Below are 20,911 nucleotides of genomic sequence, written 5' to 3' on the forward strand. Positions count from 1 at the left end.
TAGTGCCGGCCGCTGGCCGGCTCCCGATACCGCCTGACAGATTCCGGGGAGCCGGCCAGCGGCCGGCACTACCTGGGCGGTGGAGATTCTGCGGGGAGCCGGCCAGCGGCCGGCACTACCTGGGCGGGGAGATTCTGCGGGGAGCCGGCCAGCGGCCGGCACTACCTGGGCGGGGAGATTCTGAGTGGAGCCGGCCAGCGGCCGGCACTACCTGGGCGGTGGAGATTCTGCGGGGAACCGGTCCGGGCGGCGCCATTCCGGCCGCACACGACGCACCTTCCAGAGCGGGTCACCGCACAACGATGGACGCCGCGTTACCCCGACTTGCGCCGGAACAGCATCCCCGACACCACCAGCATCACGATCGGCGGCAGTGCGTAGGCAATGCGGTAATCGAACTTCAACGCACCGGCCATGCGCCCGAAGAACAACTGCAGCAGCCAGAAGCCCAGCGCGAACAGGATGCCCAGGAACAACCGCTTGCCCATCCCGCCGCTGCGCAGCGAGCCGAACGCGAACGGCACCGCCGCCAGGCACAACGCCAACACGTTCACCGGGTAGAACCACCGGCTCCAGTAGATATCCTCGTAATCGCGCGCATCCAGCCCATTGCGCTTGCGGTACTCGATGCTCGTGCGCAGGTCGGCCGCGCGCAGGTTGCGCGGCTTGGAGATGCCGCTGGCCAGCGCCGCCGCATCCAGCTTCGAATTCCACGGCTCCGATTCCACCGTCTCACGCGTCGCCGAGCGCTCCCCGAACGTATCCCGGCGCACCTTGTTCAACACCCAGCCCGTATCGCCGTGCTCGGCCGTGCCCGCGTAAGTCAACGACGCCAGCTTGCCGTCGTCGCCGATCTTGTACAGCCGCACATCGCGCAGCACCAGCTTGGTCCCGCCGCCCGGCAGCAGCTGCTCGTCGCCTGCGCCCGCGTTGAGGAACGTATCGCCCTCGCGTGCCCACACGCCCGAATAGCGGGCCACCGCCATGTCGTTGCCCCACTTGGCGCTCATCCGGATGTCGTCGGCCCGGCTCTGCGCCCACGGCGCCAGCGTCTCGCCGGTCAACACCATCACCGCCGTCAACAACGACAGCGCGATCGCCACCGACGCGCTCAGGCGCTTGCGCGACAGGCCCAGCGCGCGCAGCGCGGTCAGCTCGGAGGTCGCCGCCAACTGCCCCAGCCCCATCAGCGAACCGATCACCGCTGCCGTCGGGAAGAACGTGTAGGCCCGGCGCGGCACCGTGTACAGCACCCACGCGGCCGCATGGCCGATCGTGTAGCCGCCCTTGCCCACGTCCTTGAATTCGCCGGAGAAGGCCATCACCACGTCCAGCCCCAGCAGCACTGCCCAGGTCAGCAGCACCGTGCCGAACACCGACCGGCCAAGATAAAGATCAAACCGCATCGGGCGAAGCTTCATGCGGTCCTCCGCGGGCGCGACAGCTTGCCGTCACGCAGGTACATCCAGATCGCCAGCGCCAGCAGCGGCAGGCTCAGCCACCACAGACCGACACTGCCGGACAATTTGCCATCGGCGATCCAGCGCGTGCCGATGAACATCAGGTTCATGCCCACCAGGTAGGCCAGGAACGCCAGCATCATCCGGCCGTAGCGCTGCTGGCGCGGCGAACTGCGCGCCAGCGGCAGCGTCATCAGCGCGAACGCCAGCGCGATCAGCGGCGGGGTGATGCGCGAATGCAGCTGCGCCTGCGCCGCCGGGCGCGCGTCACCCAGCAGCTGGGTGGTGGGCAGCAGCTCGGGGTCATCCTTCTGGCGGGTGTCGGCGCCGTCGGGCATGGCCACGTCGTTGCGCGCGAAGGTCATCAGCTTGTAGTCCAGCGCGCCGTTGGCCGGCCCTTCCACCTGGTGGCCGTCGTCCAGCTCCAGGTAGCGCTGGCGCTCGCCCTCGAAGAACATGCGGCCGTGGTCGGCCGACACCACCTCGATGCGGTCGTCCTTCTGCCGCTGCAGGAACACCTTGCCCAGCCGGGTACCGTCCGGCGACAGCGAGGACAGGTAGACCACCCCGCCGTTGTTGGGCAGGTTGGTGAACTTGCCCGACTCCAGCCCGGCCATGGCCACGCTGCGGTTGGCTTCCACGATCATGGTCTCGCTGGTGCGGTCGGCCCAGGGGCCCAGCCACAGCGAGCACAGGCCGATCAGGCCCACCACCGGCAGCACCAGCATCAGCACCGGGCGCAGCAGCCGCCTGGGGCCCACCCCGATGGCAGTCAGCACCGCCATTTCCGAGTCCCGGTAGAGCCGGGCGGTGGCCAGCAGCAGGCCCAGCATCAGCGCCAGCGGCAGGATCAGCGGCATGTAGACGATGAACTGCAGGCCCAGCTGCGAGAACAGCAGGCGGGCCGGTACGCGGCCGTCGGCGATATTGCCGAGGATGTCCACCAGGACACCACCGACGCTTACCACCAGCAGCACGATCAAAGTGGCCAGGAAACTCTGGACGAAATCACGCAGGAGATAGCGATCGAGCTTCGACATGGGGCGGTGGTTTAAACTCTCGGATTCGTTCGCGGTGCTGCCCAGTCTACTGACGGGACGTAAACAGCTCGCGATTGTACGGATTTGCCAACGGAATCTGATCAATGGCCCTGGAATTCACCCTGAACCACGCAACGCCGGCCTCGGCCGCGTTCGATTGCGTCATCGTCGGCGCCTACGCCGACCAGACCCTGAGCCCGGCGGCACAGGCCCTGGACACCGCGTCCGGCGGTCGCCTGACGGCCCTGGTGGCCCGCGGCGACGTCGGCGGCAAGACCGGCAACACCACGCTGCTGCACGACCTGTCGGGCGTCACCGCCCCGCGCGTGCTGGTGGTGGGGCTGGGCGAACCGGCCAAGTTCGGCGTCCCGCAGTACCTCAAGGCGGTGGGCGATGCCAGCCGCGCCCTGAAGAGCGGGGTCAACCACCACGCGCTGTTCACCCTGACCGAGCTGGAGGTCAAGGGCCGCGATGCCGCCTGGAACATCCGCCAGGCCATCATCACCGCCGACCACGCCGCCTACCGCTACAGCGCCACCCTGGGCAAGAAGAAGGCCGACGAACCCGGCCTGACCCAGCTGGCCATCGCCGGTACCGACGCCCAGGCCCTGGCCCAGGGCCAGGCCATCGCCGCCGGCGTGCAGTACGCCCGCGAGCTGGGCAACCTGCCGCCGAACCTGTGCACCCCGGCCTACCTGGCCGAGTCCTCGGTTGCCTTCGCCCAGGCCCACGCCGGCGCCGAGGCGGAGATCCTGGACGAGCACCAGATGGAAGCGCTGGGCATGGGCTCGCTGCTGGCCGTGGCCCGCGGCTCGGCCAACCGCCCGCGCCTGGTGGTGCTGAAGTGGAGCAACGGCGGCGATGCCAAGCCCTACGTGCTGGTCGGCAAGGGCATCACCTTCGACACCGGCGGCGTCAACCTGAAGACCCAGGGCGGCATCGAGGAGATGAAGTACGACATGTGCGGTGGCGCCAACGTCATCGGCACCTTCGTCGCGGCGGTCACCGCCAAGCTGCCGCTGAACCTGGTGGTGGTGGTACCGGCGGTGGAAAACGCCATCGACGGCAATGCCTACCGCCCGTCGGACGTGATCACCTCGATGTCGGGCAAGACCATCGAAGTGGGCAACACCGACGCCGAAGGCCGCCTGATCCTGTGCGACGCGCTCACCTACGCGCAGCGCTTCGAGCCGGCCGCGCTGGTCGACGTGGCCACCCTGACCGGTGCCTGCCTGGTTGCCCTGGGCCACCAGACCGCCGGCCTGATGACCAAGCACGACGACCTGGCCAACGAACTGCTGGCCGCCGGCGAGCACGTGTTCGACCGCGCCTGGCGCCTGCCGCTGTGGGACGAGTACCAGCCGATGCTGGATTCCAGCTTCGCCGACGTCTACAACATCGGCGGCCGCTGGGCCGGCGCGATCACCGCCGGCTGCTTCCTGTCGCGCTTCGCCGAAGGCCAGCGCTGGGCCCACCTGGACATCGCCGGCGTTGCCAGCGACGAAGGCAAGCGTGGCATGGCCACCGGCCGCCCGGTTGGCCTGCTCAGCCAGTGGCTGCTGGACCAGGTCGCCCGCGCCTGATGCCGTGCCCGATCGGGGGGGCCTGAGCGCCGCCCCGATCCCGCCCGGCCTGCTGCCGGGCCTTCCCTTTCGATCCTGGCCTGCCCATGTCCCGTGCTGATTTCTACCTGATCGCCAAGCCCCGCTTCCTGACCGAGCCGCTGCGCCTGGTCTGTGAGCTGGCCCGCAAGGCCAACGACGCCGGGCTGTTCACCCTGGTGCTGGCACGCGACCAGGCCCAGGCCGAGGAGCTGGACGAGCTGCTGTGGTCGTTCGACGACGAGGCCTACATCCCCCACCAGATCGCCGGTGAGGACATGGACGAGGAGGAGGCGCTGGTGCTGATCGCCGTGCCCGGCACGCCGGCCCCGGCGCGCCCGCTGGTGATCAACCTGCGCGACGACCCGTACCTGGCCGAGTGCGACCGGGTGCTGGAAGTGGTGCCGGCCGACCCGGAAGCGCGCGAACCGCTGCGCGAGCGCTGGCGCCAGTACAAGGCGCTGGGCTTTGACCTGAACAAGTACGACATGTAACCCGCGCGGCGCCCGCCGTGGTGCCGCCACCGAGCCCGGAGACCCTTGATGCGCCTGTTGATCGCCCTGATCTTTCCCTGGTTCGCCTTCTTCACCATTGGCCGCCCGTTCGCAGGCATCCTCTGCCTGATCCTGCAAATCACCCTGATTGGCTGGCTCCCGGCCGCGATCTGGGCCGCCTACGCGGTTTCGCAGTTCCATACCGACCAGAAGATCCAGCGCGCCCTCGGGCGCTGATGTTCCGGCACCCCCACCTCCCGTCTTCGATCCTGGTTCCCGCATGACCCAACTCGCCTCCAGCTACGACCCCAAAACCTTCGAAACCGCGCTGTACGACGCGTGGGAGAAGGCCGGCCATTTCAAGCCGTCCGGCAAGGGCGAGCCGTACACCATCCTGCTGCCGCCGCCGAACGTGACCGGCACGCTGCACATGGGCCATGCCTTCCAGCAGACCCTGATGGACGCGCTGGTGCGCTACCACCGCATGCGCGGCTACGACACGCTGTGGCAGGTGGGTACCGACCACGCCGGCATCGCCACCGAAATGGTGGTCAGCCGCAACCTGGCGCTGGAAGGCAAGGGCGAGACCCGCGATTCGCTGGGCCGCGAGGGCTTCATCGAGAAGGTCTGGGAGTGGAAGGCGTTCTCCGGTGACACCATCGAACGCCAGATGCGCCGCCTGGGCACCTCGGCCGACTGGTCGCGCAGCACCTTCACCATGGACCCGCAGCCGTCCGAAGCGGTGATCGAGGCCTTCCTGCGCTGGCACGAGCAGGGCCTGATCTACCGCGGCCAGCGCCTGGTCAACTGGGACCCGGTGCTGAAGACCGCCATTTCCGACCTGGAAGTGGAGAGCGTGGAAGAAGACGGCTTCCTGTGGTCGATCAGCTACCCGCTGGCCGATGGCAGCGGCACGCTGACCGTGGCCACCACCCGCCCGGAAACCATGCTGGGCGACACCGCGGTGATGGTGCATCCCGAGGACGAGCGCTACGCGCACCTGATCGGCAAGATGGTCAAGCTGCCGCTGACCGACCGCGAAATTCCGGTGATCGCCGATGACTACGTGGACCGCGAGTTCGGCACCGGCGTGGTCAAGGTCACCCCCGCGCACGACTTCAACGATTACCAGGTGGGTGTGCGCCACAACCTGCCGATGATCAACCTGTTCACCCCGGTGGCCGCCATCAACGACAACGCCCCGGAGAAGTACCGCGGGCTGGACCGTTATGAAGCGCGCAAGGTGATCCTGGCCGAGCTGGAAGACCTGGGCATCCTGGTCGAAACCAAGCCGCACAAGCTGCAGGTGCCGCGCGGCGACCGCACCCAGCAGGTGATCGAGCCCTACCTTACCGACCAGTGGTTCGTGAAGATGGACGTGCTGGCCAAGCGCGGCCTGGAGCTGGTGGAGAACGGCAGCATCCAGTTCGTTCCGGCCAACTGGATCAACACCTACCGCCACTGGATGGAGAACATCCAGGACTGGTGCATCAGCCGCCAGCTGTGGTGGGGCCACCGCATTCCGGCGTGGTTCGATGACGCGGGCAACTGCTACGTCGGCCGCGACGAGGCCGATGCACGCGCGCGCAACAACGTTGGCGCCGACGTCGCCCTGCACCAGGACAGCGACGTGCTGGAAACCTGGTTCTCCTCGCAGCTGTGGCCGTTCTCCACCCTGGGCTGGCCGAACGAGCAGGCGATGGCCGACCGCGGTTTCGAGCGCTATCTGCCGTCGGCGGTGCTGGTCACCGGCTTCGACATCATCTTCTTCTGGGTGGCCCGCATGATCATGGCCACCGACAGCTTCACCGGGAAGATTCCGTTCAAGGACATCTACATGACCGGCCTGATCCGCGATGCGCAGGGTCAGAAGATGTCCAAGTCCAAGGGCAACGTGCTCGACCCGCTGGACATCATCGACGGCATCTCGCTGGAAGATCTGGTTGCCAAGCGCACCACCGGGCTGATGAAGCCCAAGGATGCGCCGAAGATCGAGAAGGCCACGCGCAAGGAATTCCCCGACGGCATCATTGCCCACGGTGCCGACGCGCTGCGCTTCACCATTGCCGCGCTGGCCACGCACGGCCGCGACATCAAGTTCGACATGAGCCGCGCCGAAGGCTACAAGAACTTCTGCAACAAGCTGTGGAACGCCAGTCGCTTCACCCTGATGAACACCGAGGGCAGCAGCTTCACCGGCGTGCCGCAGCCGCGCACCGATGCCGAGCGCTGGATCCTGGCGCGTCTGGCGGCGGTGTCGGCCGAGGCACAGACGCACTACGCCAACTACCGGTTCGACCTGCTGGCCCAGTGCCTGTACGAGTTTGCCTGGAACGAGTTCTGCGACTGGTTCCTGGAACTGACCAAGCCGGCGCTCAACGGCGACAACGCCGAGGACGCGGCCAGCACCCGCCACACCCTGCTGTACGTGCTGGAAGCACTGCTGCGCCTGCTGCACCCGCTGATTCCGTTCGTCACCGAGCAGCTGTGGCGCCAGGTGGCCCCGCGCCTGGGCCTGGGCGAAGACACCCTGTCGCTGCGTCCGTACCCGACGGCGGAAGAGTTCGCGGGCGATTTCGCCCGTGCCGAGGCCGACGTGGAATGGCTCAAGGGCATGGTCAACGCGCTGCGCCGCGTGCGCAGCGAACTGAACGTGCCGCCGGCCAAGCAGGTCACGTTGCTGCTGCAGGGTGGCACCGAAGACGACCGCACCCGCGTGGCGCGCTTCACGGCCTCGCTGTCGTTCCTGCTGAAGCTGGCGCGCATCGATTGGCTGGCCGACGCGGCCGATACCCCGCCGTCGGCGGCGGCCATCGTGGGTGAGCTGAAGCTGCTGGTGCCGCTGGAAGGCCTGGTCGACCTGGGCGCCGAGCGCGCCCGCCTGGACAAGGAAATTGCCCGGGTGGAGTCTGAGAAGGAGAAGAGCCAGACCAAGCTGGGCAAGTTCACCGACAAGGTGCCGGCGGCGGTGGTCGAGCAGGAACGCGTGCGTCTGGTGGAATGGACCGCGCAGCTGGCCGGCCTGGTCGAGCAGCGCGCGAAGTTGTAACGCGGCGGTGTTTGTCTGGGGGTACCGACCCATGGTCGGTACCTGCCGGGTGGGACGATGGATGCAGCCACCCATGGGGTGGCTCTACCGGGGCATGATGCGTGTTCGTCCATGGAATGCGTGCCTGCCGACACGATGTCACTCTCCATTTTCTGTACCGTGCTGTTCGCTGCCCTGCTGCATGCCAGCTGGAATGCGATCGTCAAACGCGGCAGCGATACGCTGCTGACCACGATCCTGGTTACCGGGTCGGCCGCGCTGATCGCGTCCCTCCTGCTGCCCTTCGTGCCCGCGCCGCTGCCACGCAGCTGGCCATGGCTGGCCGCCTCCACGGTGTTGCAGGTCCTCTATTACGTTCTGGTTGCGCGCACTTACCGGGTGACCGACATGAGCGCGTCCTACCCGCTGATGCGCGGCTGCGCACCGATCCTGGTGGCGCTGGTGGGCACCGTGTTCCTGGGGGAACGCCTGCATGCGGTGGCGTGGTGCGGCATCGCACTGATCTGTGCGGGCATCCTGTGCATGGCACGCGGCGGCGCACGCCAGCACCTGTGGCTGCCGTTGCTCAATGCCGGGGTGATCGCCACCTACACGCTGGTCGATGCATGGGGCGCGCGCCAGTCCGGCGCGGCGCTCAGCTACACGCTGTGGCTGTTTCTGTTGTCCGGGCTGCCGCTGCCGCTATGGGCGGTGTGCACGCGTGGGCCCCGGCTGTGGGCCTACGCGCGGGAAAACGCGGGCTTTGGCGTGGTCGGCGGGATCGGCACGCTGACCTCGTATGGGCTGGCGCTGTGGGCCATGACCATCGCGCCGGTGGCGATGATTTCGGCGCTGCGCGAAACCTCGATCCTGTTCGGCATCCTGATCTCCGCGTTCGTCCTGCACGAGCGGGTAACGCGGATGCGCTGGATCGCGGCGGGGTTGATCGTTGCGGGCGCGACGGTGTTGCGGGTGGCGTGAGGGTGCGCCGGGCGTGCGTGGCCCCGGTCTGGCGTTGCGTGCAGCCGACCAACGGTCGGCTCTACCTGTGTGCCGTGGCGCGCAGCCGACCAACGGTCGGCTCTACGACGGTCGGTAGAGCCGACCGTTGGTCGGCTGCCTTGCGCCGTTTCGGCTGCTTTCCGCCGTTACAGCGGCGGCATGGTCTGGATGTCGTCGTCCACCAGCTCCATCGCCATCACCAGGGCATCCTCACGCCCCTCGCGGGCCGGGTAGTAGCGCGGGCGGCGGCCAATCTCGTTGAAGCCTTCGCTGTGGTACAGCGCCACCGCCGGCGTGTTGGACGGGCGTACTTCCAGGAACACGCGCTGGGCGCCATGGTCGCGTGCCAGCTGGACCAACGCGCGGAACAGAAACCGGCCCAGGCCGCGCGACTGGGTCTGGGGATCCACACACACATTCAATACGTGGGCTTCGTCGGCCGCGATGCTGAGCACGCCGTAGCCGACCAGTACGCCATCGTCCTCCAGCGCCAGCGCCGGGTAGCCCGCCCGCAGGCAGTCCACGAAAATGCCGCGCGTCCACGGGAACGGGTAACCGCGCAGTTCGATCGGCATCAGGGTGTCGATATCGCTTTCGCGCAGCGCGCGCAACGCCAGTGGGCGGGGCGAGCTGACCGCGCTCACGGCCGGCCCCGCTTGCGCAGGGCCCGCAGTTGCGGCCACAGCGCGCGCTTGGCGGCGGCATTGCCGCGCAGGTCGTCCAGGTTCCACCCGGCCATCAACGCCTGCGTCTCCGGCTCGGCGGGATTGCAGCCGGACGCCCGCAGCAGGGCGATCTGCAGGCGGTCGGGCATGCGCACGGCCGGGCGGCGGCCGGGGCTGCGTTCGCGCGTCGCTGCCGGGGTCTCCCCGGCACTGCCGCTGCCCGCGGCGGCCGGCGCATCGATGCTGGTCGGCGCAGTGCGCCGCGGCGGTGGCGCGGCGTGCGCCGGAATATCCGCTGCCGGCGAGGGCGCGGGCGGCGCCACGGCGCGCTCGGCCGGCGCGGCATGGGTCGCCACGCTCAGCGTGATCGGTGCCGGGGCGACCTCGTCGATCTGCCCGTCCACGAACACCGTGTAGCCCATCGCCTGCAGCCACGACTGCTGCGCCGGCGACCACAGCGGCGGCAGGCCGGCCTCGCTCACGCGCGGGGCTCGGCCGTCTTGCGGGCGCGCTGCCACAGCCAGTAGAACGGGCCGGACAGGGCGTACACGATGCCGACGGCAAACAGCACCCGCGGCAGGTCGATGACCATGATGGCAATGGCGATGGGCACCAGCGCCAGGGCCAAGAAGGGCACGCGATCGGCGCGCGGGCCGCGTTCGCCGCTGCCCTTGAAGCTCCAGAAGCGGATCCGGCTGACCATCAGCAACGCCGCCACCAAGGTCACGCCCAACGACACATAGCGCAGCTGATTGCCATCCCAGCCCAGGTTGCCATCGGCGAAGGCCCACACGAAGGACATCATCAGCCCGGCGGCGGCCGGGCTGGCCAGGCCGACGAACCAGCGCTTGTCGACCACGGTGACCTGGGTGTTGAAGCGGGCCAGGCGCAGCGCGGCGCAGGCCGCATACAGGAAGGCCACCGCCCAGCCGACCCGGCCCCAGACCGGGTCATCGAATTTCAGCCACGACAGCGACCAGTGGTACATCACCAGCGCCGGGGCCATGCCGAAGCTGACCAGGTCGGCCAGCGAGTCGTACTGCACGCCGAATTCGCTGCTGGTCCCGGTCAGCCGGGCCACGCGGCCATCCAGGCCGTCCATGACCGCCGCCACGAACACGGCGATGGCCGCATTGACGAAGTCGCCATTGGCCGCGGCGATGATCGCGTAGAAGCCGGCGAACAGGCCTGCGGTGGTGAACAGGTTGGGCAGCAGGTAGATGCTGCGGGAGCGCGGCGGGGGTTTCATCTGATCCATACCGGCCAGTTTAGTGGGTGTGGTGGCCTTTGGGGCAGCCCGGTGCTTCCGGGGCCGGGTGACCGTTGCCGGTACCCACCGGCCCGCCGGTCGCCGGCGGCTTGCCAGCGCCGGGCCGGGGTGCTGCAATCGGCGCCTTGCCCTGATGCCCGGAGTTGCCATGCGTGCCCTGCCCTCGCTGTGCTGCCTGCTGCTGCTCGCCAGCGCCTCGGCCCAGGCCGGTACCGTCTACAAGTGGAAGGACGCCAACGGCGTGACCCAGTATTCGGAAAAGGCCCCGACCGGCCAGAAGTACGAAGCACGCAAGGTGGAAGGGCGCGACCCGGTCGCCCGCCCGGCCACGGCCGCCGCGGTACCGGCGCAGTCGGCCGACTGCACCACCGCGCGCAGCAACCTGACCCTGCTGGACGGCAAGGGCGCGGTCATGCAGGACACCGATGGCGACGGCAAGGCCGAAACCGCCCTCAGCGACGAGCAGCGCGGCGCGCAGCGCAACCTGGCCGAGGCGGCGATCAAGGCCTACTGCAAGCCCGGCGCCTGAGTAAGCCCGGGGCCTGGCCGCCAGGTATGTGGCGGCCGTGATGGGCAGGGCGGCGGCCGGGCTGGCAGAATATCGGCTTCTGCCGTTCAGCGAAGCCGACGATGCGCCTCTCCCAGTTCCACCTGCACACCACCAAGGAAACCCCCAGTGACGCGGAGCTCACCAGCCACCGCTTGATGCTGCGCGCGGGCATGATCCGCAAGCTGGCCTCGGGGTTGTACACCTGGTCGCCGCTGGGCCTGCGCGTGCTGCGCAAGGTCGAGCGCATCGTGCGCGAGGAAATGGAGCGCGCCGGCGCGGTGGAATTCCAGATTCCGACCATCCAGCCCAAGGAACTGTGGGAAACCACCGGGCGCTGGGAAAAGTTCGGCCCGCAGCTGTTGAAGATCAAGGACCGCAAGGACCAGGTGTTCTGCTACAGCCCCACCGCCGAAGAGGCCGCGGCCGACTTCGCGCGCCAGGAGCTGTCCAGCTACAAGCAGCTGCCGGTCAACTTCTTCCAGATCCAGACCAAGTTCCGCGACGAGATCCGCCCGCGCTTCGGCGTGATGCGTTCGCGCGAGTTCCTGATGAAGGACGCCTACTCCTTCCACCTGCACGATGACTGCCTGGTGCGCGAGTACGAGAACATGAAGGCGGCCTACAGCCGCATCTTCACCCGCCTGGGCCTGGATTTCCGCATGGTGCAGGCCGATTCCGGCGCGATCGGCGGCGACGCCTCGCAGGAATTCCACGTGATCGCCGATTCCGGCGAAGACGCGCTGGTGTTCTCCACCGGCTCGGACTACGCGGCCAACATGGAAGCGGCCGTGGCCGCCGCCCCGGGCGCCCGCGGTGCGGCCAGCGAGGCGATGCGCAAGGTGGAAACGCCGACCCAGAAGACCTGCGAAGCGGTAGCCGAGCTGCTCGGGCTGGGCCTGGAGCGCACTGTGAAGTCGATCGCGCTGATGACCGAAGCCGGGTTCGTGCTGGCGCTGGTCCGTGGCGACCACGAGGTCAACGAGATCAAGCTGGGCAAGGTGGAGGGCCTGCAGGGTCACCGCATGGCCGGCGAAGCGGAGATCGCCGCGCACCTGGGCAGCGAGCCGGGCTTCCTGGGCCCGCTGAACCCGGTCAAGCCGATCCGCATCGTGGCCGACCGCGACGTGGCGGCGATGGCCGACTTCGTGATTGGCGCCAACGAGGCCGGTTTCCATTTTGCCGGGGTCAACTGGGGCCGCGACCTGCCCGAGCCGGACGTGGCCGATATCCGCAATGCGAAGGCCGGCGACCGCGCCAGCGACGGTGGCGAGCTGAAGATCGCGCGCGGTATCGAGGTGGGCCACGTGTTCCAGCTGGGCCGCCAGTATGCGCAGGCGCTGAAGGCCACGGTGCTGGATGAGAACGGCAAGGCGGCGGTGATGGCGATGGGCTGCTACGGCATCGGCATTTCGCGCATCGTGGCGGCGGCAATCGAGCAGAACCACGACGAGGCCGGGATTATCTGGCCGGCGGCGATGGCCCCGTGGCAGGTGGTGGTCTGCGTGATCAACCCGAAGCAGGACGAGGCGGTGGCCACCGCAGCGGCCGAGCTGCTGGCGCAGCTGCAGGCGGCCGGGCTGGACGCGGCGCTGGACGACCGGGGTCTGCGCCCGGGCCAGATGTTTGCCGATATGGAGTTGATCGGTGTGCCGCACCGGGTGGTGGTGTCCGAGCGCGGGCTGGCCGCCGGGACCTACGAGTACCGGTCGCGGAGCGCAAGCGAGGCCGAGAGCCTGGACCGCGAGACGCTGCTGACCCGCCTGGCGGGTTGACCGAAACAGGGGATCGAAGAAAGCCGGGTGGAATATCCCGGCTTTTCTTTTGCGCCTTCCGATTGAATATCCCGGTTAACTCTGTGCAGCACCCGATGGGATATGTATGCTGTCGCCGACGCCAAGGACTGGCCCACCCCGTCCTTAAATAGATTCCGGAGTAGTTGATGAGCATTGACCTGAGTGGCCTGTCCGCCAAAGAGCTGGGCGCCCTGATCAAGAACGCGAAGAAGCAGCAGACCATCGTGGCCAAGCGCCCGGCGGTAACCAAGGTGCGCGCGCAGCTGACCAAGCTGGCGAAGGCGCACGGATATTCGATCGAAGAGGTGTTCGGCGGCGTGGCCCCGGCCCGCGGCCGTGCAGCGAAGGCCACCAAGGCCCCGGCCAAGAAGGCCGTGCGCAAGCTGGGCAAGGTTGCCCCGAAGTACCGCAACCCGGCCAACCCGAAGGAAACCTGGACCGGCCGCGGCAAGCAGCCGCGCTGGCTGGCGGCGCTGACGACCAAGGGCAAGAAGGTCGAAGAGTTCCTGATCAAGAAGTAATCGATTCTGGTTTCATCAGAAACCGAATCTCAAAACGCCGGCGAAAGCCGGCGTTTTTTATGAGTTTTCTCTCACGCTGATGGACGTTCTGCGTGCAACGCCAGACGCTAAAACAACAGCCGCAAATGCGCGTGCGAGTGCGCTCTTCCACTGGCTGGGTCGGGTACGGGTGGGTTGGCGGGACACGCCGTGAATCCATCCCTGGAGGCTCGTGGGCGCCATCCATGGCGCCCAACGGTCCCGCCAACCCACCCGTACCCGCCCTCTGACAGTGGGTCGGTACCCACCGAAAAAGCGAGAAGCGGCTGGCCGACCGAAGCCAGTTTCCGCTTCTGCCTTTGCCTTTGCCTGGCCAATGGCCACCAGCCAACTGTCGAGGGTCGGGGGGTGTGGGTTCCCGGGACCCTGAGGCGCATGGATGCGCCGACGGAGCCTACACGGACGTACTTGCGGCGTGTCCCGGGAACCCACACCCCCCGGCCCAGCACGATGCAGGAGGTTACAAGGACTTGGACTTGGACTTGGACTTGATTTGGATTTGGACTTGGACTTGGACCTGGATTTGGATCTTGACCCAAACGGTCAGAGATTCTTCCGCGCCGGCACCAGCAGGTTGCCAAACAGCAGCCCGGCCACCAGCGCCATCACCACATTGAGCACCGTCATCAGCACCGTCTGGCCCGCGCTCATGTCCTGCTGCTGCACCAGCGTCAGCACCCCGCGCAGACTCGTACTGCCCGGCACCAGCATGATGATCCCCGGCAACCGGATGATCGCGCCCGGCCGTTGCACCCACCGACCGAACAGATTGCCCGCAGCCGTCATCACCATCGCCGACATGAAAATACCCGCCGGCAACCCCCATGCCTGCCCGGCGAATTTCGAAATCGCATAACCAGCCACAGAGGCCGCCATCACCCACGGATAATCGCGCCGATTGGCCTTGAACAACATCGCGAACGCAAACGCCGCCACCAGCAGCGCGCTCCATTCCACCCAGTCAGCCTGCGGCCGCGATGCCCGCACCTGTGGGTCCAGCCCGATGATCCCCGACAGCGTCACCGCGATCACCGCGCCTACCGTCAGTTTCAGAATCGTCGTGATCGCACCGGCAAACCGCGCCGTCCCCGAAACCCAGTGCTGACTCGCCAGCTCGTTCACCGCATTGGTCAACGACATCCCGGGCAGCATCACCACCAGCGACGCGATGATCACCGTATTGAGATTCAACGGCCCCAGGAACGACGCCACCAGCGCCGCCACCGTACCGGCCAGCAGCGCCGCCAACGCCTCGCTTGCCTCCCGGCTGGCCGGCCGGCGGTCGGTGTACAGCGTCATCAGCCCGATCAACAACCCGATCATCCCCGCCGTCGCGATATCCAGCCACGGCAGCTTCCACAAACCGGCCACGCCCGCCGCACCCAGGCTGTAGGACAGGATCATCCGGATTTTGCCGCGCCGGCCCGGATCCTTGTCCAACTGCCGCAGCGCCGTGTGACCCTGCGCGATGCTCATCGTGCCGTTGGCCACCGCATCGGTGATCTGGTCGGCGATGCTCAGTTTATGCAGGTCGTTCTCGCCCGGCGCCAGCCGGATCACCCGCGTGATGTCCGACGAACCGATCGCCTTGGTCGGATCGCTGAAACTCAGGATCAGCCCGGTCGGGTTCGACCACGGCTCGCAATCCAGGTCCAGCCGCTGCGCCAGCGCGACCACTGCCGCCTCCAGCCGCTGCGCCGTGGTGCCATAGCTGTGCAGGCGCCCGGCCATTTCCGATACGAATGCCACGCGCTGCGCGTAGGTGGCTTGGGGGGTAACGATGGTGGCGGTATCGGCGGACATGTTTCGTAGTATTACCCGAAGCCTGCCCGGCTGAACATTCATGTTGCCTGCCACACACTTGCCGTCTACACGGACAAGGTATGCTGCGCGGCAGGACGCCCATGACGCACACACACGCCCCCCATCTCGAACAGGATGCGCAGGACCCCGGCCTGGTCCGGTTGTCCGGCCACTGGACCCTGCATACCGCGCTGGCCGCGGCCGAAGTGCTGCGCGGCATTCCCGACACGCTCACCGGCATCGACGCCAGCGGCATCACCGTGCTCGACTCGGCCGGCGTGCTGCAGGTCCTGCGCGTGGCGCGGCGTGCCGACCTGGGCGAAGACGCCCTGGCCTTCCGCGAAGAACACCGCGCGCTGGTGTGCACCATCGAAGAAGTCGCCGACGACCGCCCCCGGCCCAAGCGTGACTTCGGCGTCCTGGCCGCGCTCGAACGCCTGGGCGTCAGCGTGCACGGCATGGGCCACAACATCGTGGCGCTGGCCAGCTTCCTCGGCGAGAACCTGGTCAAAGGCGCGCGCCTGATCAAAGAGCCACGCCGGTTCCGGCTTACTGCCACCGTGGCCCAGATGGAACAGGTCGGGCTGGATGCCGTCCCGCTGGTGGCCCTGCTGTCCTACCTCGTGGGCGCCGTCATCGCCTTCCTCGGCTCGACCATCCTGCGCGACTTCGGCGCGGAGATTTACGTGGTCGAGCTGGTCAGCATCGCCTTCCTGCGCGAATTCGCCGTACTGCTCACCGCCATCGTGCTGGCCGGCCGCACCGCCAGTGCCTTCACCGCGCAGATCGGCGCGATGAAGGCGCGCGAAGAAATCGATGCGATGAAAACCCTCGGCCTGGACCCGATCGACCTGCTGGTGCTGCCGCGACTGGTCGCGCTGCTGATCACCCTGCCGCTGCTGACCTTCATCGCGATGATGGCCGGCCTCGCCGGTGGCGTCACCGTGGGCGCGTTCGATCTCGGCATTCCGCCGCAGATGTATATCGCGCGCATGTACGAGACCATGGAAGTGCGCAACATGCTGGTGGGCCTGTCCAAGGCGCCCGTGTTCGCGCTGGTGATCGGCCTGATCGGCTGCCTGGAAGGCCTCAAGGTGGAAGGCACCGCGCAGTCGGTCGGCGAGCGCACCACGTCCAGTGTGGTCCAGGCCATTTCGCTGGTGATCATCCTCGACGCGTTCGCCGCGCTGTGGTTCATGAAGATGGGCTGGTAACCGGATGACCCTCGACACCGCCCCTGCCGCCGACCACAGCGCGCCCGCCAGCGCCGATCCCGACCTGGTGATCCGCGTGCGCGGGCTGGTCAACCGCTTCGGTGCGCAGCTGGTGCACGACGGCGTCGACCTGGACGTGCGTCGCGGTGAAATCCTGGGCGTGGTGGGCGGCTCGGGTACCGGCAAGTCGGTGCTGATGCGCAGCATCCTCGGCCTGCGCGAGCCCGACGATGGCCAGATCGAGGTACTGGGCGTGGATGCACGTTCCAGCGACCCGGCCAGCCGCCTGCACATCGAACGCAATACCGGCGTGCTGTTCCAGGACGGCGCACTGTTCTCGTCGCTGACCGTGGGCGAGAACGTGCAGGTGCCGCTGAAGGAACACCACCGCGAACTGCCTGAGCGCTGGCACTACGAACTGGCCCTGCTCAAGGTGAAGCTGGCCGGGCTGCCAGCCGATGCGATCAACAAGCTGCCCTCGCAGTTGTCCGGCGGCATGCGCAAGCGCGCCGGCCTGGCCCGTGCGCTGGCGCTGGATCCGCCACTGCTGTTCCTGGACGAACCCACCGCCGGGCTGGACCCGATCGGCGCGGCCGCCTTCGACCGGCTCATCAAGACCCTGCAGGAAGCGCTGGGCCTGACCGTCTTCCTGATCACACATGATCTGGACACGCTGTATGCCATCTGTGACCGGGTGGCGGTGCTGGCCGACAAGAAGGTCATCGCCAACGCACCGCTGCACGAGATCGAACAGCTGGACCACCCGTGGATCCAGGAGTATTTCCACGGACCACGCGCCCGCGCGGCGCGAAGCGCAAAGAACGAGATCGAGTAAGCCATGGAAACCAAAGCCAATTACGTCCTGATCGGCGCCTTCACCCTGGTGGTGGGACTGGCGCTGCTGGCCTTCGGCCTGTGGGCGGCCAAGTACTCCTCCGACCGCACCTGGACCGAGTACCGGGTGGTCTTCCGCGAAGCCGTCACCGGCCTGACGGTGGGCAGCCCGGTGCAGTACAACGGCATCGCGGTCGGCTCGATCACCGAGCTGAACCTGGTGCCGGACGACCCGCGCCAGGTGGTGGCCCGCATCCGCCTGAACTCCAACACGCCGATCAAGACCGACACCCGCGCCAAGCTGGCCATCACCAGCCTGACCGGCCCGTCGATCATCCAGCTCAGCGGTGGCACCCCGCAGGCCGCTGCGCTGACCGCGGTCAACAAGGACCCGGCGCCGATCATTCCGACCACGCCCTCGGCGCTGCAGAACATCACCGACGTGGCCAACCGCATCGTCGAGCGCATGGACCAGGTGCTGAGCGACCGCAACGTAGCCAGCATCAACGCCACCCTGGCCAACCTGGAAACCATCAGCGGCGGCCTGGCCGACCGCGACCAGGGCACCCAGGCGCTGCTGCTCAGCGCGCGCGACGCCGCGCGCAGCCTGGATGTCACCCTCAAGAGCACCAACGGCACCATCCAGCGCCTGGACAAGAACCTGGTGCAGCAGTTGCCGCCGATCCTGGACAAGCTGGAAACCACCCTGAGCAAGCTGGATTCGGCCGCCGGCAATGCCGATTCGATCCTCGGCGAGAACCGTGCGGCGATCAACAGCTTCGCCAACGATGGCCTGGCCCAGCTTGGCCCGACCCTGACCGAGCTGCGCGGGCTGATCCGCGACCTGCGCCGGGTCAGCGACCGCCTCGACAACAACCCGGCACGCTATCTGCTGGGCCGTGACGCGCCCAAGGAGTTCGAACCCAAATGAGCCGCCCGACTCTCACCCGGATCCTGTTGCCGGCGGCGATGCTCGCCCTGCTGGGCGGCTGCTCGCTGCTGGGCAGCAACGAACGCAGCGCAGTCACCATCTATTCCCCGGTCGTGCGCATCCAGGCCGACCCCAGCTGGCCCAAGGTCGACTGGCAGCTGGTGCTGGTCAAGCCCAGCGCCGCACGCGTGGTCGACAGCCCGCGCATCAACGTGCGCCCCTCCCCCTCCGAGCTGGAGGTGTACAAGGGCGTGAGCTGGGCACAGCCGGCCACCGACATGCTGGATGACGCCCTGGTGCGCGGCTTCGAGGATTCCGGCCGCATCCAAGGGGTGGCCCGCGCCACCACCGGCATCCGCGCCGACTACAAGCTGGCCCTGGATGTGCGCCGCTTCGAGGCCGACTACCGCGGCCAGGCCACGCCCACCGCGCTGATCGAAGTGAACGCCAAGCTGATCCACGTGGTGGACCAGCGCGTGGTCGCCGACCGCACCTTCCGCCAGGAGCAGCCGGTGCCGAGCACTGCCACTGCCGATGTCGCCCGCGCGTTCGAGCAGGGCCTGCAGGCCACGACGTCCGAGGTGGTGGGCTGGACGCTGGTGAGCGGCCAGGCCGATTACCAGCAGGCGCAGGTCACGCCGACCCGGGTGCGTCAATCCAGCGGAAAGTAAGGTTGATGCGCTCGGCCAGCGGCCGGGTGCTTTTCGGCAGTGCGTGCTGGTAATGGCGCTGGGTGGCACCGCCCATCAGCAGCAGGTCGCCATGGCCGAGCACCACTTCGGCCTTCTTCGCATGGTCGTCGCGACGACGCAGCGCGAAGCGGCGTTCGGCGCCCAGGCTCAGTGAGGCAATCAGCGGTGCCGGACCCAGCTCGGGTTCGTTGTCGCTGTGCCAGCCCATGCCATCGTCACCGTCGCGGTAGCGATTGAGCAGCACGCTGTTGAAGTCCGTCCCGCAGAATGCCGCCAGTCGCTCGCGCAACGGCAGCAGCGCCGGGTCCCACGGTGCGGGGACGAAGTCGGTGCCCGAATAGCGGTAACGCGCCGCCGGGTCGCCCATCCAGCAGCTCAGCCGCGGCGAGTCCACCTGGCGGCCGAACATGCGGATGCGATGCACCTCCCACGGCACCTGCTCGCGCAGCGTGCGCTGCAGGGCATCGGCGTCGGCAGCCGCCAGCCAGTGGCGGTGCCAGCGTACGTCGGCGTCGCGCAGATGCAGGTCCATGCGGTCCTCGTGGGTGGCCGCGGCGCCCGCTTGCACGGGCACCCCGGCACGCCGGGTCAGGCCTGGCCGAAGGCCACGCCGGTCTTTTCCTTCAGCTCGTCGATGCCCACGCCCGGTGCGGCTTCAACCAGCACCAGGCCGGTGTCGGTCACGTCGAACACGGCCAGGTCGGTGATGATGCGGTCGACCACGCCCACGCCGGTCAGCGGCAGCGTGCACTCGGGCAGGATCTTGTGCTCGCCGTTCTTGGCGGTGTGCTCCATCAGCACCACCACGCGCTGCACGCCGGCCACCAGGTCCATTGCCCCGCCCATGCCCTTGACCATCTTGCCCGGCACCATCCAGTTGGCCAGATCGCCGCTGGCGGTCACCTGCATCGCGCCCAGGATGGCCAAATTGATGTGGCCGCCGCGGATCATCGCGAAGCTGTCGTGGCTGCCGAAATAGCTGGCACCGGCGCGCGCGGTAACGGTCTGCTTGCCGGCATTGATCAGGTCGGCATCGACCTCGGCATCGGTCGGGAACGGGCCGATACCGAGCAGGCCATTCTCCGACTGCAGCCACACATCCACGCCCTCGGGAATGTGGTTGGCCACCAGGGTCGGCAGGCCGATGCCCAAGTTGACGTAGGCGCCATCGGTGAGCTCACGCGCTGCGCGCGCGGCCATTTCATCGCGGGTCCAAGCCATCTCAGTTGCCCTCCGCGCGGACGGTGCGCTGTTCGATACGCTTTTCAGGCGTGGGGTTGTGCACGATGCGGTGTACGTAGATGCCCGGCAGGTGCACCTGGTCGGGGTCGATGCTGCCCAACGGCACCACTTCTTCAACCTCGACGATGCAGACCTTGCCGGCCATCGCGCAGGCCGGGTTGAAGTTGCGCGCGGTCTTGCGGAACACCAGGTTGCCGGCCTCGTCGGCCTTCCACGCCTTGACCAGGGCCACGTCGGCGCGCAGCGCGGTTTCCAGCACGAAGTGCTTGCCGTCGAATTCGCGGGTTTCCTTGCCTTCGGCCACCACCGTGCCGTAGCCGGTGGCGGTGAAGAAGGCCGGGATGCCGGCACCGCCGGCGCGCAGGCGCTCGGCCAGGGTGCCCTGCGGGTTGAACTCCAGTTCCAGCTCACCGGCCAGGAACTGCCGTTCGAATTCCTTGTTCTCGCCCACGTAGGACGAAATCATCTTCTGGATCTGGCGGGTTTCCAGCAGCTGGCCCAGGCCGAAGCCATCCACGCCGGCATTGTTGGAAATCACGGTCAGACCCTTGACCGCGCTGTCGCGCAGCGCGGCGATCAGCGCCTCGGGGATGCCGCACAGGCCGAAACCGCCCACCGCCAGCGTCTGGCCGTCGGCAACCACGCCCTGCAGCGCCTCGGCGGCGCTGGCGTAGCGCTTGCTGCGCCGGCCGGCCGTATCTGGGGACTTGCTCATCTACGCCCTCACCTCGT

The 20,911-nt window shown here is 67.9% G+C and carries 20 protein-coding genes and 1 pseudogene; 12 read left to right on the top strand and 9 right to left on the bottom strand.

What is annotated here, in order from left to right:
* Nucleotides 1-314: 314 nt before the first annotated feature.
* Complete coding sequence (gene lptG, locus AC6CHL_RS13565; RefSeq protein WP_498294808.1) at nt 315-1,421, bottom strand: LPS export ABC transporter permease LptG; 1,107 nt, start codon at nt 1,419-1,421, stop codon at nt 315-317.
* Nucleotides 1,418-2,500, bottom strand: coding sequence for an LPS export ABC transporter permease LptF (gene lptF / locus AC6CHL_RS13570; RefSeq protein WP_498294810.1), 1,083 nt, complete (start codon nt 2,498-2,500; stop codon nt 1,418-1,420). Before lptF ends, lptG begins: the two co-directional genes overlap by 4 nt.
* Nucleotides 2,501-2,604: 104 nt before the next feature.
* Between lptF and AC6CHL_RS13575 the strand changes: the two genes are divergently transcribed.
* From AC6CHL_RS13575 to AC6CHL_RS13595, 5 genes are all read left to right on the top strand, one after another.
* Nucleotides 2,605-4,083 carry a leucyl aminopeptidase gene (locus tag AC6CHL_RS13575; protein ID WP_498294812.1) on the top strand — a complete coding sequence of 493 codons (1,479 nt, stop codon included), beginning with the start codon at nt 2,605-2,607 and terminating at the stop codon, nt 4,081-4,083.
* Between the two features lie 86 nt (nt 4,084-4,169).
* A complete protein-coding gene (locus tag AC6CHL_RS13580) occupies nt 4,170-4,595 on the top strand; it encodes a DNA polymerase III subunit chi (RefSeq protein ID WP_038690584.1) in 426 nt (141 codons plus the stop codon).
* A 48-nt stretch (nt 4,596-4,643) separates the two neighbouring features.
* Nucleotides 4,644-4,832 carry a YqaE/Pmp3 family membrane protein gene (locus AC6CHL_RS13585; RefSeq protein ID WP_038690586.1) on the top strand — a complete coding sequence of 63 codons (189 nt, stop codon included), beginning with the start codon at nt 4,644-4,646 and terminating at the stop codon, nt 4,830-4,832.
* Nucleotides 4,833-4,875: 43 nt separating this feature from the next.
* On the top strand, nt 4,876-7,644 hold the full coding sequence (locus tag AC6CHL_RS13590) for a valine--tRNA ligase (RefSeq protein ID WP_498294814.1): 2,769 nt from the start codon (nt 4,876-4,878) through the stop codon (nt 7,642-7,644).
* 135 nt (nt 7,645-7,779) lie between these two features.
* Nucleotides 7,780-8,604, top strand: a complete 825-nt coding sequence (locus AC6CHL_RS13595; protein ID WP_498294816.1) for an EamA family transporter — start codon at nt 7,780-7,782, stop codon at nt 8,602-8,604.
* Between the two features lie 167 nt (nt 8,605-8,771).
* On the opposite strand, the gene rimI is transcribed toward AC6CHL_RS13595, so the two are convergent.
* Genes rimI through pssA form a run of 3 tightly spaced genes read right to left on the bottom strand, consistent with a single transcriptional unit; the run spans nt 8,772 to nt 10,548 of the window.
* Complete coding sequence (gene rimI, locus AC6CHL_RS13600) at nt 8,772-9,269, bottom strand: ribosomal protein S18-alanine N-acetyltransferase (protein WP_038690590.1); 498 nt, start codon at nt 9,267-9,269, stop codon at nt 8,772-8,774.
* On the bottom strand, nt 9,266-9,772 hold the full coding sequence (locus AC6CHL_RS13605) for a hypothetical protein (protein WP_498294818.1): 507 nt from the start codon (nt 9,770-9,772) through the stop codon (nt 9,266-9,268). The genes rimI and AC6CHL_RS13605 overlap by 4 nt, the downstream gene beginning before the upstream one ends.
* A complete protein-coding gene (gene pssA, locus AC6CHL_RS13610) occupies nt 9,769-10,548 on the bottom strand; it encodes a CDP-diacylglycerol--serine O-phosphatidyltransferase (RefSeq protein WP_038690594.1) in 780 nt (259 codons plus the stop codon). Before pssA ends, AC6CHL_RS13605 begins: the two co-directional genes overlap by 4 nt.
* A 160-nt stretch (nt 10,549-10,708) precedes the next feature.
* Here pssA and AC6CHL_RS13615 point away from each other — a divergent pair, with 160 nt between their 5' ends.
* From AC6CHL_RS13615 to AC6CHL_RS13625, 3 genes and pseudogenes are all read left to right on the top strand, one after another.
* Complete coding sequence (locus AC6CHL_RS13615; RefSeq protein ID WP_038690596.1) at nt 10,709-11,089, top strand: DUF4124 domain-containing protein; 381 nt, start codon at nt 10,709-10,711, stop codon at nt 11,087-11,089.
* A 101-nt stretch (nt 11,090-11,190) separates the two neighbouring features.
* The gene (locus AC6CHL_RS13620) at nt 11,191-12,882 is read left to right on the top strand and encodes a proline--tRNA ligase (protein ID WP_498294820.1); all 1,692 of its coding nucleotides are present in this window, start codon (nt 11,191-11,193) and stop codon (nt 12,880-12,882) included.
* A gap of 167 nt (nt 12,883-13,049) precedes the next feature.
* Nucleotides 13,050-13,421 (top strand): annotated as a pseudogene (locus AC6CHL_RS13625) (H-NS histone family protein); the annotation flags it as partial.
* Between the two features lie 585 nt (nt 13,422-14,006).
* Here the strand turns inward: AC6CHL_RS13625 and AC6CHL_RS13630 are convergent.
* A complete protein-coding gene (locus tag AC6CHL_RS13630) occupies nt 14,007-15,266 on the bottom strand; it encodes a threonine/serine exporter family protein (RefSeq protein ID WP_038690601.1) in 1,260 nt (419 codons plus the stop codon).
* Nucleotides 15,267-15,367: 101 nt separating this feature from the next.
* Between AC6CHL_RS13630 and AC6CHL_RS13635 the strand changes: the two genes are divergently transcribed.
* From AC6CHL_RS13635 to AC6CHL_RS13650, 4 genes are read left to right on the top strand one after another with little or no spacing between them, the layout of a single operon-like run.
* Nucleotides 15,368-16,480: an ABC transporter permease gene (locus tag AC6CHL_RS13635; protein WP_128096518.1), complete on the top strand. Its 1,113-nt coding sequence runs from the start codon at nt 15,368-15,370 to the stop codon at nt 16,478-16,480.
* Nucleotides 16,481-16,484: 4 nt separating this feature from the next.
* Entirely contained in the window at nt 16,485-17,315 is an 831-nt protein-coding gene (locus tag AC6CHL_RS13640) for an ABC transporter ATP-binding protein (protein ID WP_038690605.1), read from the top strand.
* A 3-nt stretch (nt 17,316-17,318) separates the two neighbouring features.
* Nucleotides 17,319-18,245, top strand: a complete 927-nt coding sequence (locus AC6CHL_RS13645) for an MlaD family protein (protein WP_038690607.1) — start codon at nt 17,319-17,321, stop codon at nt 18,243-18,245.
* Complete coding sequence (locus AC6CHL_RS13650) at nt 18,242-18,916, top strand: ABC-type transport auxiliary lipoprotein family protein (protein WP_498294822.1); 675 nt, start codon at nt 18,242-18,244, stop codon at nt 18,914-18,916. Before AC6CHL_RS13645 ends, AC6CHL_RS13650 begins: the two co-directional genes overlap by 4 nt.
* On the opposite strand, the gene AC6CHL_RS13655 is transcribed toward AC6CHL_RS13650, so the two are convergent.
* Genes AC6CHL_RS13655 through AC6CHL_RS13665 form a run of 3 tightly spaced genes read right to left on the bottom strand, consistent with a single transcriptional unit; the run spans nt 18,879 to nt 20,894 of the window.
* Nucleotides 18,879-19,469, bottom strand: a complete 591-nt coding sequence (locus AC6CHL_RS13655) for an alpha-ketoglutarate-dependent dioxygenase AlkB family protein (protein WP_498294824.1) — start codon at nt 19,467-19,469, stop codon at nt 18,879-18,881. The genes AC6CHL_RS13650 and AC6CHL_RS13655 overlap by 38 nt on opposite strands.
* A gap of 56 nt (nt 19,470-19,525) precedes the next feature.
* Nucleotides 19,526-20,158, bottom strand: coding sequence for a CoA transferase subunit B (locus AC6CHL_RS13660; RefSeq protein WP_313246192.1), 633 nt, complete (start codon nt 20,156-20,158; stop codon nt 19,526-19,528).
* Nucleotide 20,159: 1 nt separating this feature from the next.
* Nucleotides 20,160-20,894, bottom strand: coding sequence for a CoA transferase subunit A (locus AC6CHL_RS13665; RefSeq protein ID WP_038690614.1), 735 nt, complete (start codon nt 20,892-20,894; stop codon nt 20,160-20,162).
* Nucleotides 20,895-20,911 lie beyond the last annotated feature (17 nt).

This window comes from Stenotrophomonas sp. GQ19 (genome assembly GCF_059758695.1).